This is a genomic window from Paraburkholderia sp. GAS334, assembly GCF_050436625.1.
In the GTDB taxonomy this organism is placed as follows: domain Bacteria; phylum Pseudomonadota; class Gammaproteobacteria; order Burkholderiales; family Burkholderiaceae; genus Paraburkholderia.
On the sequence record NZ_JBNDMO010000008.1, the window covers coordinates 191,250 to 208,059 of the forward strand.

The window sequence follows — 16,810 nt, forward strand, 5'->3', positions numbered from 1 at the left end:
TTCTTTCCTGTGTTGTCCCGAAATGTAGGTGAACACAAACATATCTCCCATCGCATGCGCGGCATGCCGGACATGTCGCGGTCCTTATATCGTTAAGGGGACGGTCTGGCAGCACTGCGGGCCGCGTGTTTACACCTACGGTTTTCGGGGCCTGGAAAAGCGTGGCGGGCCGCGTCCCGATCGCGGATTCGCGGCGAAAAAGTCTGGTGGTCGCATGGCGACTGGCCGACGCAACCTGCGTGCAACGGGAATCCAACCCGGGCGCGACTGGCCGCGCGGGTTAAACTCTCGCCCTGACACGCGACCAACTGTATCGATGGCGCACGGCAACGTGCCCGTCTGCGCCCATGGAGTTCTTCTAGATGAGTGGCGGTTTCCGACGTCCAGCCTTCCGTCTCGCGATCCTGATCGTCCTTGCGGCGTGGTTTCTGTCGGGCTGCAGCCTGTTGCAACTGCAATCGCCCGCGCCGATCCGTGACGCCGAAGCGATCCCCGTCGTGCCCGAACCGCCGCCCGTCGCCGAAGAGTACGAGCCCGAGCAGACCGACAACACCGGCCATCCGCTGCCGAAGAAGCCGAAGCGCCCCGTCGTGAAACCGCACAAGGTGGAGGAACCGCCGCCGCCCGTGCCTGCGCCCCCGCCGCCCCCGCCGCCGCCCCCGCCGATCATCACGACGCGCACCCTCGACCGCAACGCGGCGCACGGTCTGCTCGACAGCGAAGTGCAGCGGCCCGACGGCAAGGTCGTCGGCCGCGCGGTCGATCTGATCACCGACGCGAGCGGCACGCCGCGCGAAATGGTCGTGAATCTGCTGGGCTTTCTCGGCATCGGCGACCGCAAGGCCAACTTCCCGTGGTCCGCGTTCCGCTTCGCGCCCGCCGCGAAGGGCGCGCCGATCACCATCAACATGCCGCAGGGCAAGCTGCCCTTCTCGATCCGGCCGAAGCTGGCCGGGCCGCTCGCGGGCACGTCGCCGACGCCCGTCAGTCCGGGACAGTTGCAGCTGCTCGATACCGACGTCGAGCGCGCGAATGGCGGCAAGGTCGGACGCATCATCGACGTGCTGATCGACGGCAGCGCGCAGCCGCAGGCCGTCGTGCTGGACGTCAGCGGCATCATCAGCCCGGACCGGCGCACGATTGCGGCGAACTGGTCGGCGATGCATTTCATCACGAAGAACAAGGAATTGACGCCGCTGATCGAGCTGAACGATGCGCAGATCAAGGCTTCGCCTTCGTATACGACGGACGGGCCGATTCGCGCGGTCTCGCCTGCTCCGCCCGCGCCACCGGCTCCGACTGCTGCGTCCGCTACATCGCCTGCTCCTGCGGCACCGCCTGCACCCGCGGCACCGCCTGCACCCGCTGCTCCGGCAGCCGCTGGTGCATCGTCATCCACGGCTACGGCCTCTTCTGTACGGCCTGCCCGATGACGAACCGACTTAAAGTTGACGCGCGAAGTCTGCTCGCCCTCGACTGGCTGAATTTTTTCGTCGCGAATGTGCAGACGGGCTTTGGGCCGTTCATTGCGTCCTACCTCGCGTCGCACAAGTGGACCCAGGGCGAAATCGGCCTCGCGCTGTCGGTCGGCACGATCAGCGCGATGGTGAGCCAGGTACCCGGCGGCGCAGCCGTCGACGCGTTGCGCAACAAGAAAGGCGCGGCCGCCTGGGCGATCATCGCGATCATCGTGAGCGCGGTGCTGCTGGCAAGCAGCCCGACCGTGCTGCCGGTGATGATCGCGGAAGTCTTCCACGGTTTCGCGAGCTGCATGCTCGTGCCGGCGATGGCGGCGATCTCGATCACGCTCGTCGGACGCCACGATCTCGGCGACCGGCTCGGCCGCAATGCGCGCTGGGCGTCGATTGGCAGCGCGGTCGCGGCGGGCCTGATGGGCCTCTTCGGCGAATACTATTCGCCGCGCGCGGTCTTCTGGCTGACGGGCGCGCTGGCGCTGCCCGCGCTCTTCGCGCTCAGCATGATTCACACGAATCCGAACCCGACGCCGGTCGCGGTCAAACACAAGACCAAACCGGAGAAGGAAGAACGCGAAACGCTGCGTGAACTGCTACGCGACAGGCGGATGCTGATTTTTGCAGCATGTATTGTGCTGTTCCACCTGTCGAATGCCGCGATGCTCAACCTGGCCGCGGGCGAAGTCACCGCCGGCATGGGCGACTACGTGCAGCTCGTGATTGCGGCTTGCATCATCGTGCCGCAGGCGATCGTCGCGATGCTCTCGCCGTGGGTCGGACGCTCGGCCGAACGCTGGGGGCGCCGGCCGATCCTGCTGTTCGGCTTTTCCGCGTTGCCGCTACGCGCGCTGCTGTTTGCCGGCGTGAGCAGCCCGTATCTGCTGGTGCCGGTGCAGATGCTCGACGGGCTGAGCGCCGCCGTGTTCGGCGTGATGCTGCCGCTGATCGCCGCCGACGTCGCCGGCGGCAAGGGACGCTACAACCTGTGCATCGGGCTCTTCGGTCTCGCGGCCGGCATCGGCGCGACGTTGAGCACGGCGGTCGCGGGTTTTGTCGCCGATCGCTTCGGCAACACGTTCAGCTTCTTCGGACTGGCCGCGGCGGGCGCGCTCGCTGTGCTGCTGGTGTGGGCGGCGATGCCTGAGACGCGCGACACCGCGGCGAACGGCGAAACGGCGGGCGTGCCGGAGGTGCGTTAGGGTGTGATGCGCTGTGGGCGGGCCATGGCCGACGGCCCGGGCCGCCTCAGTCGAGGAACTCCGTCGCACGCTTGCGCAGCACGGCGCTGAAATCGTCGAGCCAGCCGATCGAAAGGCGCCAGCTCTGCCAGTAAAGATCAATGTCGAGATGCTTGCCCGGCGTCATCTCGACCAGCTCGCCGCTCGCCAGATGCTGCGCGACCATCCGCTCCGGGCACATCCCCCACCCCATCCCCGTGACGCACGCACGCAGAAAACCCGCGACGTGCGGAATCCAGTGCAGCGGCGGATCGATCTCCGCGCGCGTCACGCGCCGCATGAAGCGCTTCTGCAACTGATCCTTCGGATTGAAGTCGACGCACGGCGCGCCGCGCAGCGATTCGCGCGTGACGCCTTCTGCGAAATACCGCTCGAAATACTGCGGCGCGCAGACGGCCAGGTAGCGCATGCGACCCAGCCGCGTCGAACGGCAGCCTTGCACCGGTTCGGCCTGGGTTGTCACGGCGCCCTGCACGCTGCCGTCGCGGATGCGCTGCGCCGTGTGGTCCTGGTCGTCGATCACGAGGTCGAGCAGCATTTCACGCTCGACACAGAAACCCGCGACGGCGTCGATGAACCACGTGCCGACGCTGTCGTCGTTCACGGCGACCCGTAACGTGGGCCACGACTCGACAAGCGCGCCGGGCAGCGTCGGCAGGCGGCCTCCCAGCTCCGCCTCGAGCAATTGCACGCGTTCGGTGTGACGGCACAGCAGCGCACCGGATGTCGTCGCGACGCATGGCTGGCCGCGCTTCACCAGCACGCTGCCGACGCGCTCTTCCAGCAGCTTCACGCGTTGCGATACCGCTGATGGCGTGACGTTGAGTTCGCTCGCGGCGCGGTCGAATGAGCCGTGGCGCACGACGGCCGCGAGCGCATCCAGCAAGGCATAGTCGAGCATTAGCGTTCCTTAATCCGCATTACGTGAATTAGCTTCTCTTATGATCGTCGAAACCGCAGACTAGCGCTGTTCGTTTCAACCGTCTACTGGATCAGGCTATGGACTGGCTCGCTTTTTCGCACGGCGCGGCGTTGTGTGCGTCGCTTATCGTCACCATCGGTGCGCAGAACGCCTTTGTTTTGCGGCAGGGGATCATGCGCTCGCACGTTGGGAAGATCGTTGTGCTGTGCATGCTGTCGGATTTCATTTTGATCGCCGCTGGCGTGGGTGGTGCGTCGGCGCTCGTTGAGCGGTTTCCGGCTTTTGTGCACGCGATGTTGTATGTCGGACTGGCGTATCTCGTGTGGTTCGGGATCGGCGCGCTGCGGCGGGCGGTGAAGCCTGGGCACGCTGTGATGGATACCGCGTCGGGCGAAGTTTCTGTGCCGAGGCAACGTGCCTTGCCGGTTTTGCTCATGACGCTCGCCTTGACCTGGCTAAATCCCCACGTCTATCTGGATACCTTTTTACTCATCGGCACTGCTGGTGCGCGTGAAGTGCCCTCCGGCCGCGTCGCTTTTGCGCTCGGCGCAATGGCTGTCAGTGCCGTCTGGTTCGTTCTGCTCGGGTATGGGGCCCGCGCGCTCGCGCCGCTCTTTCGGCGTGCCGCCGCCTGGCGCGTGCTCGATGGCGCTATCGGCGGGATGGTCTTGTTGATTGCCTTCGTGCAGGTGCGGTGACGCACCGCCCGTTTATTCCGCGGGCTCCGCCTTCCCCGTCGTCAGTCCCATCAGCTTCGCCAGCACCGGCCACTTCGTCAGCGCGCTCTCGTACGCTTCGCTCGCCTGGCCATCAAGGTACGCCGTCGGATCGAGCTCCGGCAGGCGGCGTGCCAGCCCGGTGATGTCGTTCACCGGCCAGCCGCCCGTCTCGATGTTCGATGTCGTCATTTCTCGTCCACCCACACGCCATCCGGTGTCTTCACGACGTAGCCAGACGCAGTCTGCATCGTCACCGTGCCCTCGTTCTCACCGACCATCTGCGTCTGCGGCAGATTCGCCGCGTACTGTGACAACGTCACGCCCGGCTTGAACGGGCTGTTCGACACCAGATTCGACAGCAATTGCGACACCGCCAGAAAGCTCGTCGGGCTGTCGATTACCGTCGTCGGGCCGTGGTTGCCCTGAAAGCCCACCAGCCGGATACCAACCGGTCCATGCACGACGTTCGGCGTCGGAATCTCACGCAAACCCGCTACCTGGTTGCTGTCGCCCCGCAACGCCGCGCCATGCTCCGGCACGAATACGATTACCGCGCGCCGCCCCGATGCCTGGATCAGATCCGCGAAGCGATCGAAGTCGCTCATCAATTTGTTGACGCGCAACGGATAGGAATCGAGGCTCGACAGCTTGCTGTCCGGCAAGCGGTTGCCATCGTGCAGGCTGATCGTGTTGTAGTACAGCGCAACCGGTCCCGGCGTCTGCGCACGCTGCGCATACCAGCCCGCCAGCGTCGCGTAGTCGTCGTGAATCGGCGAGCCGTCGAATGCGTGCATCGCGACGGGCGCCGCCAGGTTCGACATCATCGGTACGCCCGGTACGCCGACGTTGTCCTTGATCAGCTGCAGGAAGTTGTCGAAGTGGCCGTCGTGATTGAGCATCGTCTGCGGCGTATAACCGGCCTGTGCGAGGTCCGCCATCAGATGACACTGCTGCGGCGCGTCTTTGTACAGATCCGAATGTGCTTCCTGTCCGCACGTCGCGCGCAGCACACGGATCGCCGCCGGTCCGCTATAGCTCGCCGCGGTACTGAAGTTCGTGAACAGATAATCGAAGTGGCTCAGCATCGGATGATTGCGCGCCTTCGCCACGTCGAGGTCGTCCCACGACAGCGAACAGATATGCAGCACGATCACGTCGAACTGCTGGCTCGCATCGGACGCAAGACGGCCGAATGTGACCTGCCGTTGCGATTCCTGCGAGCGGAACGCGGCCAGCGCCGCGTTGTGGTCCTGCGGCTGCGCGACGATCGTATCGGCTGTCGCGGCAACCGGGACCGCCGTCTCGACGCGCGAGAGCACCGCACTGCCCGCCTGCCATACCGGCAATGCAATCAGCGCGATCATCACGAAGGTCGCCACGCGCAGCCAGCGGTTCACGATCAGATACGCGATCACGGCGCCGAGCACGGCAAGCGGCAACATGGGCGGCACGAAACGCTGCGCGAGCTCGAGCCAGTACCCAAAGCTGAACGTTCGCAGATTGCCGAACTCCTCGACAAGCCGCGCAAACGGCGGCACGTTCGCTTCGTAATACATCAGCGGCAACCCGATCGCGAGCCCCGTCACCAGACGCAGCACCCGCAGCCCGCGATGACGCAATGTCGCGCTTGCGGCGAGCACCACCGCGAACGCGATGTTGGCGATCCACAGCGGCTTCAGATGCCCTGCCGCGAACAGATACAGCTTGCCGATGAAGTAGAGATTCCAGAGTGTCATGAACAATATTCCTTCGTTGCGCGGCGGACCGCGCGGCCGGTCTCAACCGGCATTCAAAAACGTGTCCGGTCCAGCGCGAGCAACGCCTGCAACGATCGCGATGCACCCTTCAAAATGCGTGAATAACCTTCGACGCCCGTCGACAGCACGTCCTTCATGCCGCGTAGCGGCGCATCTTCGATCGTGCGCTCGCCCCATTTGAGCCAGGCGTCGGCGCGTCCGAACGTGCATTGCACGAGTTGTCGCTCCTGTTCGAGCGTCAGGCCGTCGAACTGCACCCCGAGATGACGTCCCGCAAGACGGCTCACGCGCACCGGGAAGTGAAACTGCCTGTCGCCACGACTGACGACGACACCCAGCGTATCGCCCGTATTCAGATCGAGTCCCGGCTCGACGTCGAGCCCGAGACCGCCCGTCGAGTAGTCGCCGGTTTGGCAGGCGACGGTCGTGCCGTCGGCGAGCAGCAGCGTCGCGGGCATCTCCATCGCAATACGATGGGTCACGCGCACCTGCTTCGCCTCGCGCGCCACGCTCACGGCGGCGCCCAGCATCACCAGGTTGTAGAGCGTCCAGAACACGTTCATCAGGATCGTCGGTGTTTCGTCGCCGGCGTTGAACACAAGCCGGTAAATGCCGGCCAGCATCGCAGCCGCATTGAGCACGAGCAGCACGATATAAGGCTTCGACACGGCCCAGTCGAGATGACTCTCATCGGTCCTGCCGCCCTTGTCGGTGACGTTGAACTTGCCGTGCTTCGGGCTGAAAAAGGCGATGGTCGTCGGCAGCGCGATGTACCACGCCAGCACCGATTCGTACACTTCGGCCCAGAACGAATGACGGTACTTGCCCTGCATCCGCGAGTTCGCGATGCTCGCGAGCACGAGATACGGCAGCACGAAACCGGCGATGGTCATCGCCGATGCGTTGATGAAGTAAAGCTGGAAAAAGAGGTAGGCCATCGGCATCGTCAGGAAGATGAGCCGCGGAATGCCGTAGAAAAAATGCAGCATCGCGTTGCCGTAGCACAGACGCTGGAAGAAACCGAGGCCACGTCCAAGGAACGGATTATCGACGCGGAAAATCTGCGCCATGCCGCGCGCCCAGCGCGTACGCTGACGAATGTGGCTCGCGAGACTTTCGGTCGCGAGTCCGGCCGCCTGTACCGTCGGCAGATACGCGGTGGTGTAGCCGCGACGGTGCAGCCTGAGCGCGGTGTGGGCGTCTTCGGTGACGGTTTCCACCGCAATGCCGCCGATCTCCTCGAGCGGCGCGCGCTTGATGACCGCGCACGAGCCACAGAAAAACGAAGCGTTCCACAGATCGTTGCCCGACTGCACGAGACCGTAGAACAGGTTGCCTTCGTTCGGCACGCGACCGAAGGTATCGAGGTTGCGCTCAAACGGATCGGGCGAGAAAAAGTGATGCGGCGTCTGCACCATCGCGCATCGGGCGTCGCGCAGAAACGTACCCATCGTGGTTTGCAGAAACGAGCGCGTGGGAACGTGGTCGCAGTCGAAAATCGCGATGTAGTCGCCTTGTGTCAGCGCCAGTGCGTGATTGATATTGCCGGCCTTCGCGTGCCGGTTATCGTCGCGCGTAATGTAGCCGATGCCGGCCTCGCGCGCGAATGCTTCGAACTCGGGGCGGCAGCCGTCGTCGAGCAGGTAGACGCGCAGTTTGCCCGCGGGCCAGTCGACGCCCTGCGAGGCGAATACCGTCGGCTTCACGATGGAAAGCGACTCGTTGTACGTTGGGATATAGATATCGACCGTGGGCCACGCTGCAGGATCGTCCGGCAGTTCGGCGACCGTCCGGTTGAGCGGCCACGCGGTCTGCACGAAGCCCAGCAGCAGAATGATCCACGTGTACGCTTCGGCGGCGAACAGCGCATAGCCGACGACGCCCTCGCCCGGTGTACGGAAATCGAGCGTCTGCGTCGTGCGCCACCAGACATAGCGCGCCATCGCGAGCAGTGAGAGCGTCGCGAGCATGAGCACCGGCAGGCGCCCCGGAAAACGGCGGATGATCAGCGCGACGACCACCAGCACCGCAAAGAATTCGAACTGTCCATCCGGCGACAGGGGCGACGTGCCCACCGTCATCCACAGCACCGCGCCCGTCACAACGATGAGCGGCAGCAGCCAGCGGATATGGCCAACGCGGGTCGTGCCGCGCTCGATCCGATCGCCCCAGCGCGCCCACGGCAGCATCGCCAGCATCGCATCGATTCGTCGCAGCACACGCTGCACGGCGACGGCCATCGGCACAAGCCAGCGATCAACCCACGCAAACGATTCACTCGCGCACGAAACGCCGCGCCGCGACGCGACGCGAGGCGGTTTCACGAATGCGCGCCACAGCCATTCGCGCAGGCTGCGCGGTTCGAGAACGCCCCACTGCGCGGCCAGATGCAACACGGCCGCGCGGATCCAGTCACGCACGACATCCCGCTTGCCGGCCGCCGGCGGCTGGAAGAAGAGCCGCACACACCAGTCGAGCGCCGAGCGTTGGGCAGGCAAACCGAGGCCGCGCGCGAGCCAGTCAATCGCGCGCGCGCGGAAAGTACGCGGGTTGCGCGGCGAGGGGTGACGGTCGTGACTGCTTGCAGGTTGTGTCATGTCCGCTCGCCGGTTCTGCGCGGATCGAGCCACGCGTCCATCCAGTTGGCAAGGCCCTGCAGATCGTGCGATGCCTGCGAATGCGGCGCATCGTCGAAAAACCACGTGCCGCGCGCGAGCGACTCGGGTAATGCGGCGTCCAGATGCACCCGCTGCGCAAGCGACACCGAATCGCCGAGCGCTGCACGCAGCATCGCCAGCGCGTCGCGCTGCATGTCGCGCGCGGGGTTCATCCGGTTGACGATGACCTTGACGTTCGCACACGCCGCGCGCAGGTCGCCCAGCCGCGCGATCAGCGTCGCGCACGCGGCCGGTTCGGGCGGCGTCACGCACAGCACGAGATCCGCGCAACGCACTGCGTGGTCCGCCTGTTGCGACGGATAACGCGCCGTATCGATCAGCACGACGCCGTTCTCGGGCAGATCGATCTGCGCGATTGCGTCCGCGAGCCATCGCGGCGCGGACGCGAGCCGCGCTTCGCATGCCGCGAGCTGCGTGAGCGTCAGCTGGCCGTGCGGCACGAACAGCACACCTTCACTGTTGCGCCATGTACCCGCATGCCAGGCAAACGTACTATCGGCAATTGCGCTCGCGATGCCGGTGTGCGACAGCGTATCGAGGCCCAGATGCGCGCCGAGCAGATTCTGCGGATCGAAATCGATTGCGACGACCGGGCGCCGACGCCGCGCAAGCAGCATGGCGAGCGCGGCCGTCAGGGTTGTGCGTCCGGTACCGCCCGCCGTCGACACCACCGCGATCGACTTCATGACGACACCTCGTCAGTCCGTGCCGGGTCCGGTAGCAGCCGCGCCCGCAGCGCAACCGGTTCGATTTCGCACGGCACGGCATCGTTCGGATCGAAGTGTCGCGCCGCGACGAAACCGCGCCGTGCGCCACTGCGTTGCCAGACGATCCATGCCGGAACTGCGAGGATCAGACCGGTCACAAAACACGTCAGAAAAAATTCCACTAGTGGTTCTCCGTTGTACGCAGCGGCATCGCACAGCGCTCGGCGTGACGCACGCGCGGCGTATCGTCTGCGCCGTCGATCGCGCCCGTGTGCGTGCTCTCGCTTCGTGCATCTGCGAGCGCGCGCTCGATCGCGTCAAGTTGCGCGGCGGCGGCGATCGTTTGCAACATTTCGCCCACGTTCGATGCGTTCTCCCCGTTCAATGCGTTCGGCGATTCGTGCACCGCGGCCGTAACGACGGCAGCGGCCGCAGCGGTCGCCGGAAACAGATCGCTGTAGTCCGCCACCGGCGCGCGACGTTGCGCGGCTTCGAGTGACTTCAGTTCTTCGGCGATCCCCTCTTCGGCCAGATACACGACACGGTCCGAGAGGCGCGCGACCGGCACATCGAAGACATGTGCGAGCGCCGCGCCGGCATCCGCAAGCCGGCACGCGAACAGGAACACGTAGATATGCGAGGCGTCCATCGTGAACACGTCGCCCGCGCGGCGCGGCGTGCAGTGCCGCAGCGCGTCGACATGCGAAAGCGACGGCAGCAGCGTGAGCTTCACGAGCGCATGCGGCAGACGCAGCGCGGCACTGCGTTCGAGCACGGCACGCGTTCGCTCGCTGAATGCAGTGACCGGCAGATAACCGAGCACATCGTCGCTGAGCGCAGCGGCCAGGGCCGTGCGGTAATCGTCGGCGACTGGCCGTGTATGCAGTTGTCCCTGCAACGATTGCAGCAGCGACTGGATACGTGAAAACGGCAGATGCCGCCCGATCACTAGATTCGCACCCAGGTTCAGCACCAGCAGTTCGTATTGATGCCGCAGCACTTCGCCGCGTTCGACGACCACGATCTTTAGCGCCCGGCCACAGCGGCGGCGCAACGTATGCACCGCGGCGCACAGTGCTTCGAGTTGCGCGCCGCCCGTGTATTCGAGCAGGACGGTGGCCGCCTGCGCCCCTTCGCATGCTGCGAGTGCCGCGCGCTGGTCGGCGACGATGTCCCATTCGCGCGGCACCCACGCTTCGTTGCCCACCACGGCGCGGCTCGCCACCACGCGGTCTTCGTCGCGTGCGAGACGCGCGCCGACCCCCGCACCCAACGCGTCCGGCGAATCGGGCGCGACCGTCAGACGACCGCCGTCGGTGAAGCGCAGCGAGCGCACGGCGCCCGTAACGAGCGCCCGCCCCGCGCGCCAGAAATCGACGTGCCACAGCAGTTCGCCGTGCGTGCGCTGCAGGCGCGCGACGCCCGCGCATGCGCCATGAAATTCGAGGCGTCCCGATGGCGTCGCCTGGCCGTCAAGCGTTTCGTCGGCGAAGCGTTCATCGTCGCTATCGGGATCATCATCGACGCGCGAGGTCGGGCCGAACATCAGGACCAGCGTGATGTTGCGCGCCTTGCACCAGTCGGCGAGCATGCGCCCTTCGCGTGCCAGCGCGACCGGATCGGCCACGCTGAACCAGCGCTCCGCGCCTTCGATGAAATACAGCGCGTTCGAATGAAAGCCAAACCGCTTGAGCGCACGCAGGCCACCGAAGAGCCGCGCGAACGCGACTGGTTGAGACGCGTCGCCATCCGCGCCGAAGAAATCGGCAGCGGGCATCGCCAGCACGTTCAGGCCACGCGGCCAGCCGCGCGCGGGACCGTCGCCGGCAAAGCCGAGTTCACGCAGCCGCTTTGCCACTTCGGCACGTGGCCGCGCCAGCACGACGGTGACGTGCTTCGTCCGCGCTTCGCGCGCGCTGGTCCAGATCAGCGCGTCGCTCGCGGGCGTGCGCGCCGTCATGTAGATCGCGTACAGCTTGCCCGCCGCCAGCGTCACCCATTCGTCGGGCAGACCGTCGACCGCGAGTCGCTCCGGCTGACGCGTGCGGCCGCCGGCTCCCCGCCATCCGGCGACGCGCAGCCACCGGCGCAACCCGGAGGCGGCAGGTGCGATGCTGGTTCGGTTCGAATCGGTACTCACGCGTCGTTGTCCTGAAAGGGTTGTATCGCTGGATGGAATCGCTGGCTGGCGGCCCGCTCAATAGCTCGAATAAAGTCGCACCGGCGTCGGCGACAGGCTGCTGTCGGGCTTGCGGCCGTCGAACGCATAACGCACGTACACCATCGCTGAACTCGGCGCGTAATCGTGCGAGCGGTCGATGTTGATCCGCGCGCCCGCAACGAGCTTCGAATTGAAGCGGTACTGCACGATGCCCGAGACTCCATACGAAAAGCTGACGCCGCGCGTCGAACTTCCGCCGAACACGTCGCCCGCCAGTTGCGCCGCCGTCGCCGGATTCGACACGTTCGGCACGCCATCAGGGAAATACGGCGAGTCTTTCTCGTACGCGTTCGACACGCCGACCGTCGCTGTCAGATCCCACGTCAGGTTGTCGCGTCGGCCTGCCCATTCGACCGGCACCCCGATCGACAGATACCGTTGCGGGCTGTAATAGCCGCCCTGCCCAAACGTGTAAAAGCGCAGGTTCTGCGTGTAGTGCCACGCGTTGCCGACGAGGCCCGTGCTGACGCGTGTGTTCGTCCGTTCATAGACCGGCACGGTAAAACCCGTGCGCAGGATGAATTCCTGATTGCTCGCGACGTTGCGTCCAGTCAGCTCACCTGCGCCGACGTCCGCAAACGCGCTGACCTGACCGATATCGACTGCCGAATGAAGGTCGATGCCGTCGCGCCGCACGCCGCCCCAGACGGCATTCGTCCACGGATCGCGCAGACCTGCATACGACAGTTCACTGCTCGTTTCCGGCCGCCGCGACGCGCTTGCCGAAAAACTCGCCGGGCCCGCGTCGAAGCGATATCGCACGCCGCCGACGAGGTAATGCACTGGAAAACCCAGCGGCGTCGTGCCGATATCGAAACGCCACGCGTCCGATGTAAAGCCGGTGCCCAGCGCCACGCCCGTCGCCGATTGATGCAGATCGCCGTGCGCTTGCGGCCCCGGGTCGGCGAATGCCGCGAACGTGCCGAACGTCTTCACGACGAAGGAATTGGATCGGCTGGTATCGAGCGTGCCCGCGTCGACGTGAACCGCATCGAGATGGACGAAGAAGTGGCCGTCATAGCGATAGGGAATCTGCACATACACCGGCACCTGCTGCGCGTGATAGTCGGACACGCCCGCGTCGCCCGATTTGTATTCGGGAATCCAGGCGCTTTCGATTTCCGGATTGCGACGTTGCTGCAGATCGTCGAGCGCGGATTGCGCGGGTGTTCCATCGCGGCCCGGCGTGACGCCCGCGGCGCTTTCCTGCGTTAGCGAAAGACGATAAAGCGACGCAGCGCTTTCGTACTCGCCGCGATTTTCGGCGATGCGTCCGGCCTGCACGGTCACATCCGGCCGTCCCGGATACGCGACGCGCAATGCCGACGTTACCTGCGCGGCATCATCGAGACGCCGCAATGCCGCGAGCCGGCGCGCGGCCGACAGACGCGTATCGACATCGTCGGGCGATGCCGTGTCGAGCACGTGCCGTACGATCGCGAGCGCCGCGCGACGGTCGCCGCTCTGCTCCAGCACGCGCGCGAGCGCGAGCTGCGCGTCGGCGTCATCGGGCGACTTCGCGATGAGCGGCGCGAGCGTCGCGCGCGCCGCAGCGTAGTGTCCCTGCACCCGTTCGAGATCGGCGACTTCGAGTGCATAACGCGTGTCTCGCCTGCCCGCCGCGCTCACGTGATCGAGCAGCCTGCGCGCCTGCGCATAGTCCTGCTGGTCGATCGCCGCGTCGGTTTCGCGCAAGACAAGACGCAGCGACTGGTCTTCCAGACGCGCGCCCTGCCGTGCTGTCAGATCCTTCTCGCGACGCAGCGACGCGAGCCAGCCGCCGAGTTCATCGTCGCGATGCGCGCTCCCGAGCAGATCGCCATAGCGCAGACGCACGTCGGCATCGGTCTCCTGCGGATGCGCCGACATCCAGTCCTGCAGCAGGGCGAGCCCGCGCTCAGGCTGCCCGTGGTCGATCCATAACGACCCGATGGACGCGAGGATGTTCGGATCGTCAGCGCCGAGGGTGCGCGCCGTTTCCAGCGAGTGCGATGCGCTGGCCGCATCGCCGCGCGCAAACGCATCGCGCGCCTCTGCAAGCGACTGTTGCGCTTCGAGGTTACGCGCCAGTGCGCGCATGCTGCCGGTCTGATCGCGCTCCGGGATCGCGCCGAGCACGTTTTGCGCGCCGGTCACGTCGTCGATCGAGTTGCGATAGATCGCGGCCGCGTAACGCATTTCCGGCGACGCGGAAACAGCGAGACCATCGTCCATCACCACGCGGCCTGTTTGCGGCAAACCGAGATCGCGATACAGACGCGCCAGCGCAAAACGCGTCCACGGCGCATCGGGTGCGAGGCGCAACGCGGCTTCGTAGCGTTGGGCGGCGGGTCCATTTTTGCCGGCCGCGACGAGTTTCCCGGCCTGAGCCACCAGAATGCCGGCGCGAAGTTGCGCGAGGCCCTGTTTGTCGTCTGCGGCGGTGAAGCGGCTTTGCAATGCGTCGAGGAACGGTCCGACCTGATCCGCGCGACCGGTGTTCTCGAGGAGCGTCTGCGTGCTGCGCACGGCCGGCAGGCTCGGCTCGCGCGCCGTCGTCAGTTCGCGCAGCAGCGGTTCGGCTGCGCTCCAGTTCTGCTGCGCGAGCAACGCGTCGGCGAGCAGCAGCTTCGCATCGGCGTTGCCCGGCTCCATCGCGAGCGCCGCGCGCGCGGCGCGCCCGGCGTCCTGCGGACGGCCGGCGGCGGCCGCGTCGCGGCCCTCTGCGAGCGTGCCCCAGAACTGCGCCGTGCGTGCGAGGCTGTCCCATTTGCCGCGATTGTCGGGCGCGAGCGCGGCCGCGCGCCGGAACAACGCACGGGCTTCGTCGCGGCGTCCTTCACGCATGCGCAGCACGCCCAGGCCGCCGACCGCCTCGGCGTCGTCGGGGCGTGCCTGCGCGGCGCGCGTGAGCAACGGCGCGGCGGCGGCGAGATCATTACGCGCCAGCGCCTGCAAGCCGCGTTGCTGCGCGATGTAGTCGGGATCGCGTTCGAGCTTGCGTTGTGCTTCGATCTGCGCTTCGATCACGCCGACGCGTTCCTTGAATTCGGTGTCGTCAGGCACGAGCACGAGATACGCGCGCAGCGCGTCGAGATACGCCGGGTCCGCGCCGGCAGACTGCAGCACATGACGCCACGTATCCATCGACGCGCCGTGGTCCGCATCGGGCCGCGTCGCCAGATTCCACGCGAGGCGGTTCGCTTCGGCGCGTGTCTCGCCGCGCGCGTTCAGCAGCCCGGCCAGCACGAGCGCGGAATTGACGTCGCCAGGGTCGGCGGCGATGCGCTGATGCAGCGCGCCGATCGCCAGACCGCGCCCTTCCGGCGTGCCGGCGATGATCTGGTAATACTCCGCGCCGAGCGAGCCCGCTGGCGCGCCATGCGGAAACAGCGCGACCAGCCGGCGCGACGCTTCCGCGGACTGGCCGCTGCGCGCGAGCAACCGGATCGTCGCCATTTCCTGGCGGCCGCTCGTCGCCACGCGAAATTCGTCTTCGATCTGCTGCGTCGCGATCGCACCGGGCGCTTTCGATTGCAGGCGCGTGAGCGTCGCCAGCGCAGCCTGCGCCTGACCGAGACTCAACTGGATACGCACGAGACTCGCGAGCAACGCGGGATCGTCGGGCGCGATCAGGAGCGCTTTCTGGATCGCCTGCAATGCGAGATCGTCGCGATGTTTCGTCGACCACGTGCGCGCGGTTTCGTAGAGACGTCGCGCAGCTTCGTTCTGCTGCATCGCTGGCGCCGTGCGCGAGCCGGCGACAGGCGGCGTGGCGTGGGCAGCCGTCGCCGCGTGCGCGTTGCCCGGCAGGGTCAGCGAAGTCAGCGAGGTCAGCGACGCAACGCCGACGACGAGCGACGCCAGCCCACGCCCGAGCGGTTGCATCACTGCGCGGCGGAACACGGCGAACTCCAGCGCAGGTTGAGTGTGCCATCGGCGGCGAAGCGGTAGTACCCATCGCGCCAGCCGAGACCGAACAGCGTCAGCACGCCGGTGTAGTACCCGGGCGGCGTCTCACGGTCGAGTTGCGCAACGCGTGCGACCTGCGCATCCGCGAGCGCCGTCTGTCCGCCTGCATCGAGGAACGGCACAGCGACCGCCGAAAAGCCCGCGTTGCCCATATTGGCGCCGACCACGCCTGTCGTCGCATCGACGGTTTCTGGCGGCGCACCGTGCGTGGCGATAAAACCGGCGAACGGCGCGAAGCGCGTCAGCAATGTCTGCGCGAGCGGGTCCTGCGCGTTCAACGTGCCGGCCCACAGATACACGCGGATCGCGTTGTATGCGCTGACCGCGTGCGTATCGGCATCGGGCACGAAGCCGCGGCCGGTCTGGTACAGCGCCCAGTCCGGCGCAAACCCGTGCGGTGCGGTGTCGGTCAGCAGGCGTCCCGTCGAAGCGAGCAGCCGCGGCCAGCGCGCATCGTCAGGCAGGTGCGCGGCGATACCGCGAATGACCTGCACAGGCGAATAGCTCGGGTTCACGCGCCACGTGTCCGCGGAATGAAAACCGCTGGGGCCGGGCAGCAGCGTGAGGCCGAGGCCCGGCACCGTCGCGCTTTCCTCGTCGAGCACACGCCGCGCGAGCAGCGCGCCACGCGCGGTGTAACTGCGTTCGTTCCACACGCGGCCTGCTTCGAGCAGCGCGTATGCGATCCATAGATCGGCGTCGGAAGCCGCGTTCGTGTCGAGCACGCCCCACTGCCCGTTCTCGCCCCGCCCCCACAGCCATGACGGCAAATGCGAAGTCAGATCGCCGCGCGCGAGATTGACCTCGGTCCATTGCAGAATCGCGTCGAACGTCACGCGGTCGTTTGCGACGAGCGCGAAGAAAAGACCGTACGACTGCCCTTCGGACACGGTGCGTGAATCGGCGGAGCCGGCATCGATCACGCGACCGTCCTTCGAGACGAAGTCGCGTTTGAACTGCTCCCAGCGCGGCCACCCGGCAGCCGGCGCAGACGGACACCCAGGCGCCTGCGCGCCGCTGCCCGTCACGGGCGAAGCGGCCCGTGCGTTCGCTGCAACAGCCGTCACGCTACCCGCCAGCAGACTGCACAACGTCCAGCCGAGCACCCGCCTGCGCGCAGTCCGGTTCACCCCCGCCATCCG

At 66.4% G+C, this 16,810-nt stretch carries 12 protein-coding genes; 3 read left to right on the forward strand and 9 right to left on the reverse strand.

Going from position 1 to position 16,810, the window contains the following annotated elements; genetic code table 11:
• The first annotated feature begins 362 nt into the window (after nucleotides 1-362).
• Entirely contained in the window at nucleotides 363-1,433 is a 1,071-nt protein-coding gene (locus P3T21_RS17020; RefSeq protein WP_429257093.1) for a PRC-barrel domain containing protein, read from the forward strand.
• Nucleotides 1,430-2,674, forward strand: a complete 1,245-nt coding sequence (locus P3T21_RS17025; RefSeq protein ID WP_429257094.1) for an MFS transporter — start codon at nucleotides 1,430-1,432, stop codon at nucleotides 2,672-2,674. The genes P3T21_RS17020 and P3T21_RS17025 overlap by 4 nt, the downstream gene beginning before the upstream one ends.
• Before the next feature lie 46 nt (nucleotides 2,675-2,720).
• Here P3T21_RS17025 and P3T21_RS17030 read toward each other — a convergent pair whose 3' ends face one another.
• Entirely contained in the window at nucleotides 2,721-3,614 is an 894-nt protein-coding gene (locus tag P3T21_RS17030) for a LysR family transcriptional regulator ArgP (protein WP_429257095.1), read from the reverse strand.
• Between the two features lie 98 nt (nucleotides 3,615-3,712).
• On the opposite strand from P3T21_RS17030, the gene P3T21_RS17035 reads away from it, so the two are divergent.
• Nucleotides 3,713-4,333 (forward strand): LysE/ArgO family amino acid transporter, encoded by a 621-nt coding sequence (locus P3T21_RS17035; RefSeq protein ID WP_429257096.1) that lies wholly within the window; start codon nucleotides 3,713-3,715, stop codon nucleotides 4,331-4,333.
• Between the two features lie 12 nt (nucleotides 4,334-4,345).
• Here the strand turns inward: P3T21_RS17035 and P3T21_RS17040 are convergent, their stop codons facing one another.
• Genes P3T21_RS17040 through bcsZ form a run of 8 tightly spaced genes read right to left on the reverse strand, consistent with a single transcriptional unit; the run spans nucleotide 4,346 to nucleotide 16,807 of the window.
• Nucleotides 4,346-4,543: a hypothetical protein gene (locus tag P3T21_RS17040; protein WP_429257097.1), complete on the reverse strand. Its 198-nt coding sequence runs from the start codon at nucleotides 4,541-4,543 to the stop codon at nucleotides 4,346-4,348.
• Complete coding sequence (gene bcsG / locus P3T21_RS17045) at nucleotides 4,540-6,090, reverse strand: cellulose biosynthesis protein BcsG (protein WP_429257098.1); 1,551 nt, start codon at nucleotides 6,088-6,090, stop codon at nucleotides 4,540-4,542. The genes P3T21_RS17040 and bcsG overlap by 4 nt, the downstream gene beginning before the upstream one ends.
• Before the next feature lie 53 nt (nucleotides 6,091-6,143).
• On the reverse strand, nucleotides 6,144-8,708 hold the full coding sequence (gene bcsA, locus P3T21_RS17050; protein WP_429257099.1) for a UDP-forming cellulose synthase catalytic subunit: 2,565 nt from the start codon (nucleotides 8,706-8,708) through the stop codon (nucleotides 6,144-6,146).
• Nucleotides 8,705-9,475: a cellulose biosynthesis protein BcsQ gene (gene bcsQ / locus P3T21_RS17055; RefSeq protein WP_429257100.1), complete on the reverse strand. Its 771-nt coding sequence runs from the start codon at nucleotides 9,473-9,475 to the stop codon at nucleotides 8,705-8,707. Before bcsQ ends, bcsA begins: the two co-directional genes overlap by 4 nt.
• Nucleotides 9,472-9,678, reverse strand: coding sequence for a hypothetical protein (locus P3T21_RS17060; protein ID WP_429257101.1), 207 nt, complete (start codon nucleotides 9,676-9,678; stop codon nucleotides 9,472-9,474). Before P3T21_RS17060 ends, bcsQ begins: the two co-directional genes overlap by 4 nt.
• A complete protein-coding gene (gene bcsE, locus P3T21_RS17065) occupies nucleotides 9,678-11,636 on the reverse strand; it encodes a cellulose biosynthesis protein BcsE (protein WP_429257102.1) in 1,959 nt (652 codons plus the stop codon). The genes P3T21_RS17060 and bcsE overlap by 1 nt, the downstream gene beginning before the upstream one ends.
• A 57-nt stretch (nucleotides 11,637-11,693) precedes the next feature.
• On the reverse strand, nucleotides 11,694-15,584 hold the full coding sequence (locus P3T21_RS17070; RefSeq protein ID WP_429257226.1) for a cellulose synthase subunit BcsC-related outer membrane protein: 3,891 nt from the start codon (nucleotides 15,582-15,584) through the stop codon (nucleotides 11,694-11,696).
• Nucleotides 15,584-16,807 carry a cellulose synthase complex periplasmic endoglucanase BcsZ gene (gene bcsZ / locus P3T21_RS17075; protein ID WP_429257103.1) on the reverse strand — a complete coding sequence of 408 codons (1,224 nt, stop codon included), beginning with the start codon at nucleotides 16,805-16,807 and terminating at the stop codon, nucleotides 15,584-15,586. Before bcsZ ends, P3T21_RS17070 begins: the two co-directional genes overlap by 1 nt.
• Nucleotides 16,808-16,810: the final 3 nt, after the last annotated feature.

Excerpts from the sequence above, each read along its gene's own strand:
- P3T21_RS17020 (WP_429257093.1), top strand. The coding sequence starts at position 363 with ATGAGTGGCGGTTTCCGACGTCCAGCCTTCCGTCTCGCGATCCTGATC.
- P3T21_RS17025 (WP_429257094.1), top strand. The coding sequence starts at position 1,430 with ATGACGAACCGACTTAAAGTTGACGCGCGAAGTCTGCTCGCCCTCGAC.
- P3T21_RS17030 (WP_429257095.1), bottom strand. The coding sequence starts at position 3,614 with ATGCTCGACTATGCCTTGCTGGATGCGCTCGCGGCCGTCGTGCGCCAC.
- P3T21_RS17035 (WP_429257096.1), top strand. The coding sequence starts at position 3,713 with ATGGACTGGCTCGCTTTTTCGCACGGCGCGGCGTTGTGTGCGTCGCTT.
- P3T21_RS17040 (WP_429257097.1), bottom strand. The coding sequence starts at position 4,543 with ATGACGACATCGAACATCGAGACGGGCGGCTGGCCGGTGAACGACATC.
- bcsG (WP_429257098.1), bottom strand. The coding sequence starts at position 6,090 with ATGACACTCTGGAATCTCTACTTCATCGGCAAGCTGTATCTGTTCGCG.
- bcsA (WP_429257099.1), bottom strand. The coding sequence starts at position 8,708 with ATGACACAACCTGCAAGCAGTCACGACCGTCACCCCTCGCCGCGCAAC.
- bcsQ (WP_429257100.1), bottom strand. The coding sequence starts at position 9,475 with ATGAAGTCGATCGCGGTGGTGTCGACGGCGGGCGGTACCGGACGCACA.
- P3T21_RS17070 (WP_429257226.1), bottom strand. The coding sequence starts at position 15,584 with ATGCAACCGCTCGGGCGTGGGCTGGCGTCGCTCGTCGTCGGCGTTGCG.
- bcsZ (WP_429257103.1), bottom strand. The coding sequence starts at position 16,807 with ATGGCGGGGGTGAACCGGACTGCGCGCAGGCGGGTGCTCGGCTGGACG.